The following is a 13000-nucleotide window of genomic DNA, read 5'->3' as shown; positions in this document are numbered from 1 at the left end:
CTTGAATCAGACTCCCGAACGCGCGTATCGGCGGGCATCGCGGTTGGGCAACTGCGGCGCCTTGTCACACAATTTCCGGCGAGCCATTGTCCGGCTGTTCCCAGAGCGTTCGTTCGCATTTTGCGAAACCTGACCGAAGGGTCAGGCACAGAAGAGGTATAGGTCGATATGGCTGCGAGCTCAGATCGTTCTGTCCGGAATCTGGGGGCCCTGCAGAAGACGGCGTCAACGAGCCGTGTGCTCAACCTTCTGGCCGTCGGCGCGGAGCATCGCTCTGACCCTGAATATCTGACCCAGCCCTTCTTCAAGAACCCCATCCTCAACGAAAGCCTGATCCTCAAGCACAGGCTCCGGGCCGATGAGCGGTTCGTCTTCAATGACCAGAGGCACGTGGCCACCAAGGTCATCATCCCCTTTGAGCGGTCCGACCTGCGCATGGGCGGGCGCTCATTCTTTGTCGGCCAGCGTGGCTGGACCAGCATGGTTCAGGAACTGGCCGGGGAAGATGAAAAGATCCATCACGATGTGTCCGTGCTGGAGGCCCTGGACGAGATTCCGTCTCTGGATCCCTTCCTCCTTCGCGAGCACCTGAACCGCCGGGGCTTCCCGATCTCCGCCGTCTATTTCGCCATATCCGAGGCGGACATGGAGCGGATGCAGGCCTTTGTCGGGGCCCAGATCTATCAGCTGATCGATATGGCCTTCCCCAAGGGCTCGGAGGCCCGCTCGGAGAAAATGGCCACCGTCCTCCTGTCCAACAAGATCGACGAGCGCCTTGAGCCCCTGCGCATCGTCATGCGCCTGGACGCCGACACCTATCGGGAAGGCATCTTCAGCTGGAAGGGCTTCCTCTATTACAAGTGGGCCCTGGCCGACATGGCGCCGAAGCTGGCGACCGTGCTCAAGGAACTCCCCATGCTGCGGCCCGCTGGTCACAAGGACCGCGAGCTGATGATCTTCATCGAGGAATCGAGGGCAAGGCTGCTCAAGGCCATCCAGCAGAGGCGCAAGGAAGTCGCCGAGGCCCTGCAGGTCTATGACGACGCCTACAAGGACCTGACCCAGAACGGCAAGCCCATGGCCTTCCGCGACTTCCTGCTGAAGGCGCCGACCATGTTCATGATCCTGGGCGAAAGGATCGGGTCGATTTCCCACATTGCCAGCTTCTGGCGCTATCGCTTCCGTGACCCGCGCGATCTGGCTGCGCCTATTGAGGAAGTGGTCGACATCCTTGCCGATTTCGAAGCCAACCTCGCAAGCTTCGACAATATTGGCCAATAGACTGACGGTCGCCCTGCGGTGAATGGCCTTCGTTCACCTTTCAGATCTAGATTCAGCCAGTATGGATGGCAGGCATTGGCCACCGGATCGTCCATGTTGGTGAACCTGGAGGCGCCCGACCTTGACCGAAGGCCAGACAGACCGTTCGGTCAGAAACCTAGCGGCCTTGCACAAGACCGCATCAACCAGCCGCGTGCTGAACCTCCTGGCCGTCGCGCGCCTGCACAGGCATGAAGACGCCTATCTGGCCGCCCCCTTCTTTCGCAACCAGGTGCTGAACGAGGCCCTCATCCTCAAACACCGGGTCCGGCCGAACGAACAGTTTGTCTTTGATGACCCCCGTTATGTGGCGACCAAGGTCATCATTCCCTTCGAGCGCTCTGACCTGGATATCGGTGGACAGTCCTTCTTCATCGGACAAAGGGGCTGGACCACCATGGTTCAGGAACTGGCCGGGGAGGACGGGAGAATTCAGAACGATCTGAATGTTTTCCAGGCCCTGGACGAACTGCCATCCCTGGATCCCTTCCTGCTGAGGGAGCATCTTAGCCGGCGCGGCTTTGATGTCGCGCCCCTCTACTTCTCCATCTCAGACGCAGACCTCGGGCGGATGCAGATGTTCGTCGGGGCGCAGATCATGCCGGTGATCGAGATGGCCTTTCCGAAGGGCAGCGAAATGCGTTCGGAAAAACTGGCGGCCCTTCTGTTGTCGACCCAGATCGATGAACGTCTGGAGCCCTTGCGCATGGTCCTGCGACTGAGCGAGGAGGCCTATCGCGACGGCATGTTCAGCTGGAAGGGCTTCCTCTACTACCAGTGGGCGCTTTCAGACATCGATCCCCGGTTGGCCACCATGATCAAGGAGCTGCCAAAGCTTCAGGCGACCGGCCGGCGCGAAGGGGCGGAGGCGGCCTATGTCCGCGACGCGAAACTCCGCATCGCCAGGGAAATCCGCAGGTGTCGACACCAGGTGAATGAAACACTGGAAGTCTATCAGGCTGCCTATCGCGACCTGACCCAGAACGGAAAGCCCATGGCCTTCAGGGATTTCCTGCTGAAGGCGCCCGCCATGTTCATGGTCCTGGGCGAAAGGATCGGGTCGATCTCCCACATATCCAGCTTCTGGAAGTACCGCTTCGAAGGCGCCTTCGAGTTCGTGGCTCCCATGGAAGAGGTGGTCGATATCCTCCAGGATTTCGAAGCCACCCTGGCCCCTTCCTCCCTGGCTGGATAGAAAGCGGCCAGGTTAGGGGGCGAGCACACGGGCGGTCAAAGCCACCGTCCCTGCAAGGGCGACGGTCCCGGCGTCCGGACCGACCGTCACCTCAACCGGCCCGTCAGCAATCCTCCATCCCGGCAGGCTGGTGTCATAACTGGCCAGCAATCTAGGATCGGCAGTCACCGTGACACGGCGGCTCTCTCCCGCCTTTAGGGGCGCCCTGGCCCAGCCAATCAGCCTCTGGCCACCGGCTATGCGGGCATAGACCTGAGCGGTTTCAATGCCGGCGCGCTGGCCGGAATTGGTCACCTCGAAGCTGGCGGCGATGGTCTCGCCACCCACAAGGCTGAGGGCGCCGTAGGCGAATTCCGAATAGGACAGACCAAAGCCGAAGGGAAACAGGGGTTTGGAGCCCTGCCGGTCGTACCAGCGATAACCGACATCGGCGCCCTCGGGGTGTTCGACGGCGATACGGCCCTTGTGCTGCTGCACGTCCGGGCGGGAGGTCGGCAGGGTCTTGCCTTCCACAGGCGGGCCGAAAATCTGACCGGGAATCTCCGGACGGACCAGTTCCTCGACGCTCCCCGGAAAACTCATGGGCAGGCGGCCCGAAGGATTCACCTCGCCGAACAGGACGCGGGCGATCGCCTCGCCGCCCCGGGTTCCAGAATACCAGGCCTCAAGCACCCCTGCGACCTGGGCGAGCCAGGGCATGACCACCGGGGTTCCCGTCTCGAGCACCACCACCGTCCTGGAATTGGTGGCGGCGACCGCAGCGATCAGCCCATCCTGATCGTCAGGCAGGCTCAGACCTGGCAGATCTTCCGCTTCGGTCGCCCACTGGGTCGCGAAGATGACCGCGACGTCGCAGTCCCGCGCAAGATCCGCCGCTTTGGCGGGGTCGGCGCCGTCATCATAGACGACCTCGGTCTGGGGGGCCTCGGCCCTCATGGCCTGCAGGGGCGATGAAGGATGATAGGTCACCTTCACGAAGCTGGCCGCCAGTCCGCCGACTTCCAGCTCCAGGCCAGGCTCGCCAACAGCTATGACCTGGGATGAGCCGCCCCCTGACAGCACGCCCCGGTCGGCATGGCCGCCGATCACGGCGATCCGCCGGGCCTTCCGCGACAGGGGCAGGACGCCGCCCTGGTTCTTCAGCAGGACAATGCCGGACTCGGCCGCCCGCAAGGCCACCTCGCCATTGGCGACATAATCGGTTTCCCGGCGCTCACTGGGTGCATCAAAGACCCCGTGCTGGAACAGGCTGCGCAGGATGCGGTGGACCATGTCGGTCAGGCGCTCGAAGGGAACCTCGCCCTGTTCGACAGCTTCTTTCAAGGGCGCGCCAAAATAGACCTGCTTGTCCAGTTGCTCGCCGCTCTCCTGGTCCATGCCGGCCAGGACCGCCTTGGCCGTGGAGTGCACGGCGCCCCAGTCGCTCATGACCCAGCCGCGATAGCCCCAGTCCTTCTTCAGGACCTGGGTCAGCAGGAATTCGTTTTCGCCCGCCCACTCGCCATTGACCTTGTTGTAGGCGCACATGACCGAGCCGGGATCACCGTCCTCGATGGCGATCTGGAAGGCCAGCAGGTCGCTCTCCCGCAGGGCGCCTTCATCGATCCGCGCGTCGACCACGTGGCGACAGGTTTCCTGGTCATTGAGCGCAAAGTGCTTGAGGGTGCAGACAATCTGGTTGGACTGGGCGCCCTTGATGGCCGCCCCTGCAAGCTTGCCGGCCAGCAGGGGATCTTCCCCCAGGTACTCGAAATTGCGGCCGCAACGGGGTTCCCGGGTCAGGTTGGCGCCGCCGCCAAGCAGGACGTTGAACCCCTTGTCCCGGGCTTCGGACCCGACCATGGCGCCGGCTTCGTAAGCCAGGTCCGTGTCCCATCCCGAGGCCAGGGCCAGACCGGACGGGAGTCCAGTGGCGCCATCTCCGGTCCGCACCCGCCGGGGATTGGCAATCCCCAGACTGGCGTCGGTCTCGTTGAGCGGCGGAATGCCCAGGCGCGGAACACCCGGGATATAGCCGGCCCCCATGGCGGCGTCTTCCGGCGGCGGGTTGCACAGGGCCGGCATGGGCCCGTGCACCAGGCTGATCATCTCATCGAGGGTCAGCTGGGCGGTCAGCAGGCTTGCACGCGCATCCGGCGACAGGGCCGTATCCATCCAGGCCGGGGTCATGATCTTTAATCCTGCAGCGGGGTCTAGTTGTACGGCGAGGCCTTGGCCAGTTCGGCCTCGGCTGCGCAGGCGGCGGGATCCGGCGCCGGCCCGGCCTGGCGGGCCTTGGCCACTTCGGCCCGGGCGGCCTCCAGGTCCTTTCGGAAGGCCTCGGAGCCGTGCAGCCCCGCCACCAGGATCGAGGCATTGGACCTGCCCGACTCGACGGCGCTCATGGTGTGGACCCCGCAGACCAGTCGGCTCTCGCCGAAGGCCCGGGCGCGGACCAGAATGTCCGTGGCCCGATCCGGCGCCAGCTCGGCCAGGATCAGGCCGATTGTCCAGCCATAGGTCACGTGCCCGGAAGGATAGTCCGGGCTGGCCGAGAGGGCCTGGGACTGTTCGACACAGGTCGGGCCAGGGTCTGTGAGATAGGGACGGGGCCGTTTGTAGATGTCCTTTGGATTGTTGGTCGCCCAGGCCACATCCGGGCCCAACCTGGCCACCATGGCGCTGAGCCGCGGCGCGTTGGTTGGGGTCAGCTCAACCCCGACCGCACAGCTCATGCCCCTGACCACGCCACCAAGATCCACATCCTTCACCGCCATGGCCCAGCGCGGGGAATCCTTAAGGCGACGGGTCGCCAGGAAGGTGGCGCGATCGGACTCCCAACGAATGGTTCCAGGGGTCGGGGCGGGCGGCAGGATCCTGTAGGTGTCCGGCGCCGCCTTGCCGAGATAACCGCTTGAAGCGCCCAGGGTCATGGCCGGGGTCGCGGGCTTTGTCGCCACTTCTGCTATGGCGCCGCCAGCCAGCACCGCAATGACGCCAGCAAACACGCCTGCTCGAACCTTGTTCATGTTTCTTGCTCCCCCTGAGGCCGCCATCATGCCCAGCGGCGGACGCCTTGGAAACGGTCAGGGGGGATTTTTTGCTGTGCGCGTACATCCCGCCCACGAAAGCCGGGTGATCGAAGCCGGTTCCCGGCTAGAATGTCCCCATGTCGATGAAGGAAACAACCGGCTGCCGGCGAGGGTCGGCCACTGGACGGAGCCCGTGGAAGGTCTCCCCCCGGCCATGACCCTGCAGGTGCCTGAAGATCCGGAGCGCGGCAAGGTCACGCGACCGCCCGCCGGGCAGTATGAAGCCATGCGGCAGCGGGCTGAGCGCCTGCGCTGGCGGATCATTCCAGCCAGGCCCTTCGAGCCCCGGGAGGTCCGCCTGTGGTTCCCGATGACCCTTGTGCTGATCCTTCTCTCGCCCCTGCTGCTGCTGGCCATGGGGATCGTGGTCTTCCTGCCCCGGCCCTTCCGGGTCAATCCAGCCTATCTGGTCCTGACCATCGGCCGGGTGCTGACGGCCATTTCTGACGCCCAGGTGGATGTGGAAAGCCCCAGGTCCAGGGTTCACATCAAGCTCTTCTAGGAGCCTGGACGGCGGGACACGAACACAAAAAACGCCCCTTCTCCAAAGAGAAGGGGCGTCCTGATTCCTAGGCCTTGGCGAACAGCTTGGCCCAGCGGGGCTTGGTGCGGGACTTCCAGGCGCCCCGGTGCCAGGCGTCAGACGCGATCAACGGCACCACCGTAGTGGCTTCGGCGAAGACCATCTGCTCCCAGGTTACGTCGACCTTGCCCCAGGAGCAGGCCTCCTTGAGGGTCGAGGACGAGCAGGCGCCGTCGCGGACATCGGCCACCGTGATCTGCACGGCGTATTTGTGCATTTCTGCTTCGTGGCCGAGGATTTCGGCGCAGACCACCGTGTCCTGGGCGAAGTTCTTGGGAACCCCGCCGCCGACCATGAACAGACCCGTTGTGCCGGCCGCCAGCTTGATGTCGGTCAGTTCGCGGAAGTCAGCCACGGCGTCGATGGTCAGGTAGGGCTTGCCCGCCTTCATCCGCTCGACCTGGTGCTTGACCAGGCCAAAGCCGGCCGAGGAGTCCACAAAGGCCGGGCAGAAGATCGGCACGCCTTCTTCATAGGCGGTCTGGACCAGGGAGCCTGGCTTCTTGGCATTGCCGGCGGCCAGCCACTTGCCCATTTCCCAGATGAATTCACGGCTGGAATACGGACGCGGCTCCAGCATTTCGCAGAGGGCGTAGATGGTGCCGTCGCAGTTCTGGAGTTCTTCCTCGTCGATATAGGTGTCGTAGATCCGGTCGATGTAGAGATCGCGCAGGTCGCGGTCGTCGACATTGGACTGGGCCTGATAGTGCTTGAAGCCGAGGGCCTCGAAGAAATCCATGTCGACGATCGAGGCGCCGGTGGCGACGATGGTGTCGATCATGCCGTACTTCACCATGTCGCGGTAAATGTGCATGCAGCCGCCGGCGCTGGTGGAGCCCGCAAGGGTCAGCCAGGTGGAGCAGGTCGGGTCTTCCAGGGACATGGACCAGATATCGGCCGCGCGGGCCGTGTCGCGGCTGGTGAAGCTCATCTTGCGCATGGCGTCGATGATCGGCCGGGCGTCGTACTGGTCGATGGCGACATGCTCGACCGTATTGGCCAGCAGTTCCGCCTTGCGGTTGGTCGCCGAAACGTCAGCGTTCATTCTCTTTAATTCCTGTTCCAAGAGCTTGAGCGCCCGTCCCATAGAAAAAGCGCGACCGGGACGGAGCGACCGGCCGCGCCTGAACTCTTGAGCCTGGAGCTATCTCCGGCGGCGCTTCTTGCCGCGAGCCCGTGACAGCTTGACGACATTCTGGCTGTCCTGGCGAGGCACGGGGATCGACCGGCGGGCAAGTCCGAACATCGAGCCCATGGGCGCGTCGTCCACCTGAACGGTTTCATTGTCGCCATAGCCGTTGAACCGGGTGTTCATGGCGACGCCATAGGCGCCGATCATGCCGATCTCGACATAGTCGCCCTCACGGACATCTTCCGGCAGCCAGAAGGGCCCTGGCATGTGGTCGATGGAGTCGCAGGTCGGGCCATAGAAGCGGAAGGGCTTCAGCCCGCCCTCGACCTCGACGGCCTCGCCGCCTTCGCGACGCAGCAGCTTTACCGGGAAGGGCCACTTGGAATGGGCCGCGTCGAACAGCGAGCCATAAGAGCCATCATTGAGATAGAGGGCGTCGCCCTTGCGCAGGTCGACCTTGCACAGCAGGGACGATGACTCGGCCACGAGGGCGCGCCCCGGCTCACACCAGAGTTCGGTGGTCTCGTGGACCATCATTTCCGAAAAGCCGCGCTGGATAGAGTCGACATAGTCTTCGAGGGCGGGCGGCACCATGCCGGGATAAACCGACGGGAAGCCGCCGCCCACATCGACAACGTCCGCAAACACGCCGGCGCGGACCAGGGCCCGGGAGGCCTGGGTCATGGCGGCCTGATAGGCTGTGGGACGCATGCACTGGCTGCCCACATGGAAGGACACGCCCATCAGTTCCTGGGTCGCCCGACGGGCGGCCAGAAGCAGGGCGGGCGCCTGGTGAACCTCGATGCCGAACTTGCCCGACAGGGAATAGGCTGCGCCTTCAGCTGCAACGGCCAGCCGAACCATCAGGTTCAGGTCCTTGGCGCCGCCGGTGGCTTCGACAATCTTGGCCAGCTCTTCGTGGGTATCCAGAGCAAAGGTCCTGACCCCAAAGTCGAAGTAGGCCTGGGTGATCGCCGCCCGGCTTTTGACCGGGTGCATGAAGGCCATGCGCGTTCCCGGCGCATGCCGACGCACAAGCTCGATCTCGGGGATCGAGGCCACATCGAAGGACGTTACGCCGTTGGCGACCAGGGTCTCGATGACCCATGGCGAAGGGTTCGCCTTAACTGCGTAGAAAACGTCGCCTTGAAACTTGTCCTGGAACCAGCGCGCCGCTACCGCCACCGCGTCCGGTCGCACGAGTGCGACAGGACGTTCCGGTGAACGCTCACGGACCAGGTCCAGGGGCGTATGGTACTTGTGCACCTCACGCAACCCCCAACGGATTGTTGAACCCAATCCGGCGTTAGCAGCGCTTTTGAGGACATCGGGTCCGCCGGAGCGGTGCGAATTAAGGGTAAAGCCCCCCCATGTAAAGTGTTTTAATTGCAGGCATAATTACTGAAGTCCTAACTACGGGCCCCGTGCAGGCTGGACCGCCGCCCGCCGCCTGTGTCATGTAGCCCCTGCAAGGATGTCCGTTCGTTTCCGGCACAGCCCTTAGCGCGCGAAAACTCTGGGGAACCAGCGCCTTTCATGTCCGATCCTGCGGTTCTGTCCGTTCGTAACGCGTCCAAGACGTTCGGTGCGCGCAAGGCGCTGGACGGCGTCTCTCTTGATGTATCCAAGGGCGAAATGATCGCCCTGATCGGACCGTCCGGTTCAGGAAAGTCGACCCTTTTGCGGTCAATCTCCGGATTGCAGACCATCGACGGCGGACAGGGCGTGATCGAGGCCTTCGGCCTGACAGTCCAGTCTGAGGGCAAGGTCTCGAACAGGGTTCGCGAGGCGCGGATCCGCATCGGCTTCATCTTCCAGCAGTTCAATCTGGTCGGGCGCCTCAGCCTGTTCTCCAATGTGGCCCTGGGCTCGCTTGGCCGCATTCCCTTCCTGCAGGGCCTTCTCGGTCAGTGGCCGCAAGAGACCAAGACGGCGGCCATGGCCGCCCTTGGACGTGTGGGCGTTGCTGAATACGCCGCCCAGCGGGCGAACACCCTGTCCGGCGGCCAGCAGCAGCGCGGCGCCATCGCCCGCGCCCTGGTCCAGAAAGCCAAGATCATTCTGGCAGACGAGCCCGTCGCCTCCCTTGATCCCGTCTCGGCCCGCAAGGTGATGGAAATCCTGCGGGACCTGAACAGGACAGATGGCCTCACCGTGGTCGTCACACTTCACCAGGTGGATTACGCCCTGAGGTATTGTGACCGCGTCATTGCCCTGAAGGCCGGCAAGATCGTCTATGATGGTCCTGCGTCGGGTCTTGAGCAGAAACAGCTCATTGAAATCTACGGCCCCGAATTCGAAGACGTCTTCTGGGAAGGAGCGCCCAAATGACCACCGTCCAAATCGCCCGCCGCAGTTTTCTGGCGTCAGCCATCGGCTTTGGCGCCTTTACCCTTTCCGGGTGCGGCAAGCCCGCTGAAACCGCCGACAATGGCGCATCAGGCGTACTGAAATTCTCCATTGTGGCGCCAGAGAGCGCGTCCAGTCTGGAAGCCTTCTGGAAGCCGATCATCGCCGACATGGAGAAGTCCACCGGCCTCAAGATCGTGCCCTTCTTCGGCGCCAACTATACGGCCCTGGTTGAGGCCCTGCGTTTCAAGCAGACCCACTTCGGCTGGTTCACCAATTTCTCGGGCCTGGAAGCTGTCCGCCGGGCCGGCGGCGAGGTCTTCGCCCGGACCTTCGACCCGTCCGGAGACGATGGCTACACCTCGGTCATCATTGTGCCCGCCAAGAGCAAGACCACCCTTGAAGACATACTGAAGTGCGACAGGACCCTGAATTTCGGGGTAGGCGACGCCAAGTCGACATCCGGCACCCTGGCGCCCAAGACCTATCTGTTCTCGCCGCACAACATCGACATCAATGACTGCTTCAAGACGGTAAAGTCGGCCAATCACAACTCGAACCTGCTGGGCGTGGCCAACGGGGTGCTGGATGTCGCCACGGGCAACTCCACCTCCATGCGTCTGAACCGCGAGCGGGACAAGGAACTGGCCGCCAAGGGACAGCCCACTGTGGTGGACAAGGTCCGGGTGATCTGGACCTCGCCCCGACTTCCGGAAGATCCGATCATCTGGCGCAGCGATCTCGACCCGGCGGTAAAGGAAAAGCTCCGCCAGTTCTTCCTGACCTACGCCCAGGGCGAGGGCCCCGAGGCCGAGCGTCAGCGGGCCCTGCTGGCCAAGATCTCCATCGGCGGGTTCAAGCCTGCTGACAACAATCACCTGCTGCCCGTCCGGGAAATGGAAGCCGGAGAAAATCTCCAGGAAGCTATGCGATCCAAGGACGCCGCCAAGATCGCTACGGCCCAGAAGGCCCTGGACAGCGTCAAGGCCGAGCAGGCCGCACTGCAGGCCAAGACCGGCCAGGCCCTGGACGCCCAGTAGGACGCCATGAGCCCGTCGCCCGAAGCCTCACTTCTGACTCCCCCTCGCCGGCCGCTCGGCCAGCAGGTCTTCGACATCGCCCTGTGGGGCGGCATCATCATCCTGCTCATCATCGCCTTCGGTCCGGCGGAAATCAGCAAGTTCCCGCTGCTTCTCTCCAAGTCCGAGAACATGCGGCAGTTTGGATCAGGCTTCCTGCACCCTGATTTTTCCGACTGGAAGGATCTGGTCGCCAAGATGTGGCTGACCATCCAGATGGCGCTCTGGGGCACCACCCTGGCCATCATCATTGCTGTTCCCATGGGACTTCTGGGCGCCCGCAATGTCGCCCCGTCCTTCATCCAGCTGCCGGTTCGCCGACTGATGGACCTGGTGCGGTCGGTGCCGGACCTGGTCATTGGCACCGCCTTCCTGGTGGCTGTCGGCCTTGGTCCCTTCGCCGGCGTGCTGGCCCTGTCGATCAATACGGGCGGTGTTCTGGCCAAGCTGTTCGCAGAAGCCGTTGAATCCATTGACCGCGGCCCGGTCGAAGGTGTTCGCGCGACGGGTGCCTCCAAGCTGCAGGAGGTGGTCTGGGGGGTCATTCCGCAGGTGGCGCCGCTATGGACGTCCTATGCCCTCTACCGCTTCGAATCCAACAGCCGCAGCGCCACGGTGCTGGGCCTGATCGGGGCCGGCGGGATCGGCCAGATCCTGTTCGACAGCATGAACAGCTTCAACTACCAGCTCACCGCAGCTATCTCGATCGTCATCGTGGTCGCTGTGACCGGTATTGACCTGCTGAGCCAGACCATCCGCTCTCGGCTGCTTTGACCGCGCCCACCGGGAACCCTGTCACAAAACTGCAAGGGAACTGTCATACGCCCCCGGTAATTCTGCACCCGCAGACCGGGCGGAAATCGGAGCCGCCCAGGCCATGCAGGGCTGAACAGGGCTAGTACCCAGGACTATTGGAGAAAATTCGTGTCACATCGTCGCTCATACCTCATCACCGGCTTTGCTTTGGCGGCCTCACTTTGCGCTCTTGGCACACCAGCCTTCGCAGCCCGTGACTATGTCTGGGCCTCCGGATCGTCGACCGTGTTTCCCTTTTCTACCCGGGTCGCCGAAAACTTCGCCAAGAAGACGGGATCAAAGACCCCGAAGGTCGAGAGCCTGGGCACCGGGGGCGGATTGAAGCTGTTCTGCGCCGGATCCGGAGAGGGCTTTCCCGATATCGCAAACGCGTCCCGGCCCATGAAGAAGTCGGAATTCGAAGCCTGCGCCGCCAAGGGCATCAAGGAAATTGTCGAGATCAAGATCGGCTACGACGGCATAGTCGTTGCTGTCAGCAAGTCCGGGCCGGACTATCCGATGAAGCCCGAGTCCCTTTATCTCGGCCTGGCCGGCAAGGTGCTCCGCTATGGCAAGTTCGTACCCAATCCCTATACCCGCTGGAATGAGGTTGGCGCCGGACTGCCTGACAGCAAGATTCTGGTTTATGGCCCGCCGCCATCTTCCGGCACCCGCGACGCGTTCGTGGAACTGGCGATTGAGGCGGGAGCCCGCAAGTTCCCCGCGGCAGAGGCCATTCACAAGGCCGACGAGGCAAAGTTCAAACAACTGGTGGATCCCCTTCGCAGGGATGGCTGGGTTGACGCCGGTGAAAACGACAACGCCATTGTTCAGACCCTGACCAAGACCCCGGGCGCCCTCGGCGTTTTTGGCTATTCGTTCCTCGAAGAGAACATGGACAAGGTTAAAGGCGCCACGGTCAATGGCGTGAAGCCGACGATCTCGACGATTTCGGATGGGTCTTACCCTCTGTCGCGCAGTCTCTACATCTATGTGAAGAAGGCCAATATCGGGGTGACCCCGGGCCTGCGGGAATTCGTGAAGGAGTTCGTTTCGGACCCGGCGTCCGGTCGAGGCGGCTATCTGCAGAGCCGGGGCCTGATTCCCCTTCCGCCGGCGCAGCATGAAGCCCAGAAGGCGGCCGCAGACAAGCTCGCGGCAATGGCCAAGCCCGCCAGTTGATTTCTGCGAAGCGACCTTACTCCGGCTGAATTTCACGCCGCGGACCCGCAAGGCTCCGCGGCGTTTTCAGGAAGTGGCCAGGCAATCGCAGTTCCGGACTGTGTTTCCGCGCGCCGCCCCCACTGTGGCCATTGAGCCACAACCGGGCGCGCAACAAATCTGTCACATCTCTGAGACCCAACCGTCACGCCCGCTCCTTAAGACCCGGGGCAATGGTGCTGGGTATCTCGATGTCGCGGGAGCCATCAGCGCCGCTGGCGGGCCACCCCTTCAAGCATGAACCGGGGTGGTGGG

General features: G+C 63.2%; 11 protein-coding genes. 7 read left to right on the top strand and 4 right to left on the bottom strand.

From position 1 onward, the window contains the following. Positions 1 to 168 precede the first annotated feature (168 nt). Positions 169 to 1281 carry a hypothetical protein gene (locus CFE28_03020; GenBank protein ID OYU69056.1) on the top strand — a complete coding sequence of 371 codons (1113 nt, stop codon included), beginning with the start codon at positions 169 to 171 and terminating at the stop codon, positions 1279 to 1281. Positions 1282 to 1447: 166 nt separating this feature from the next. After that, positions 1448 to 2515: a hypothetical protein gene (locus tag CFE28_03015; GenBank protein OYU69055.1), complete on the top strand. Its 1068-nt coding sequence runs from the start codon at positions 1448 to 1450 to the stop codon at positions 2513 to 2515. A 12-nt stretch (positions 2516 to 2527) separates the two neighbouring features. Here CFE28_03015 and CFE28_03010 read toward each other — a convergent pair whose 3' ends face one another. Both CFE28_03010 and CFE28_03005 read right to left on the bottom strand, forming a co-directional pair. Then, positions 2528 to 4684 (bottom strand): glycosyl hydrolase, encoded by a 2157-nt coding sequence (locus CFE28_03010; protein OYU69054.1) that lies wholly within the window; start codon positions 4682 to 4684, stop codon positions 2528 to 2530. A gap of 23 nt (positions 4685 to 4707) precedes the next feature. Continuing rightward, positions 4708 to 5523 (bottom strand): acid phosphatase, encoded by an 816-nt coding sequence (locus tag CFE28_03005; protein ID OYU69053.1) that lies wholly within the window; start codon positions 5521 to 5523, stop codon positions 4708 to 4710. Here CFE28_03005 and CFE28_03000 point away from each other — a divergent pair. Beyond that, on the top strand, positions 5522 to 6088 hold the full coding sequence (locus CFE28_03000) for a hypothetical protein (protein OYU69052.1): 567 nt from the start codon (positions 5522 to 5524) through the stop codon (positions 6086 to 6088). The two genes, CFE28_03005 and CFE28_03000, sit on opposite strands and share 2 nt — an antisense overlap. Before the next feature lie 67 nt (positions 6089 to 6155). On the opposite strand, the gene CFE28_02995 is transcribed toward CFE28_03000, so the two are convergent. Then, complete coding sequence (locus tag CFE28_02995) at positions 6156 to 7256, bottom strand: deoxyhypusine synthase (protein OYU69051.1); 1101 nt, start codon at positions 7254 to 7256, stop codon at positions 6156 to 6158. 57 nt (positions 7257 to 7313) lie between these two features. Further along, positions 7314 to 8567 (bottom strand): decarboxylase, encoded by a 1254-nt coding sequence (locus CFE28_02990; protein OYU69050.1) that lies wholly within the window; start codon positions 8565 to 8567, stop codon positions 7314 to 7316. A 270-nt stretch (positions 8568 to 8837) separates the two neighbouring features. On the opposite strand from CFE28_02990, the gene phnC reads away from it, so the two are divergent. The 4 genes from phnC to CFE28_02970 all read left to right on the top strand — a co-directional run bounded on the left by phnC (position 8838) and on the right by CFE28_02970 (position 12706). Next, the gene (gene phnC / locus CFE28_02985; protein OYU69049.1) at positions 8838 to 9632 is read left to right on the top strand and encodes a phosphonate ABC transporter ATP-binding protein; all 795 of its coding nucleotides are present in this window, start codon (positions 8838 to 8840) and stop codon (positions 9630 to 9632) included. Further along, positions 9629 to 10690 (top strand): phosphonate ABC transporter substrate-binding protein, encoded by a 1062-nt coding sequence (locus CFE28_02980; protein ID OYU69048.1) that lies wholly within the window; start codon positions 9629 to 9631, stop codon positions 10688 to 10690. Before phnC ends, CFE28_02980 begins: the two co-directional genes overlap by 4 nt. A gap of 6 nt (positions 10691 to 10696) precedes the next feature. Further along, complete coding sequence (gene phnE, locus CFE28_02975; protein ID OYU69047.1) at positions 10697 to 11503, top strand: phosphonate ABC transporter, permease protein PhnE; 807 nt, start codon at positions 10697 to 10699, stop codon at positions 11501 to 11503. Positions 11504 to 11677: 174 nt separating this feature from the next. Continuing rightward, positions 11678 to 12706, top strand: a complete 1029-nt coding sequence (locus CFE28_02970) for a phosphate ABC transporter substrate-binding protein (GenBank protein OYU71527.1) — start codon at positions 11678 to 11680, stop codon at positions 12704 to 12706. Positions 12707 to 13000 lie beyond the last annotated feature (294 nt).

Source organism: Alphaproteobacteria bacterium PA2 (assembly GCA_002256425.1).
GTDB lineage: Bacteria > Pseudomonadota > Alphaproteobacteria > Caulobacterales > Caulobacteraceae > Phenylobacterium.
The sequence above is the reverse complement of the archived record's forward strand: the minus strand, read 5'-3'. Positions and strand labels throughout refer to the sequence as shown.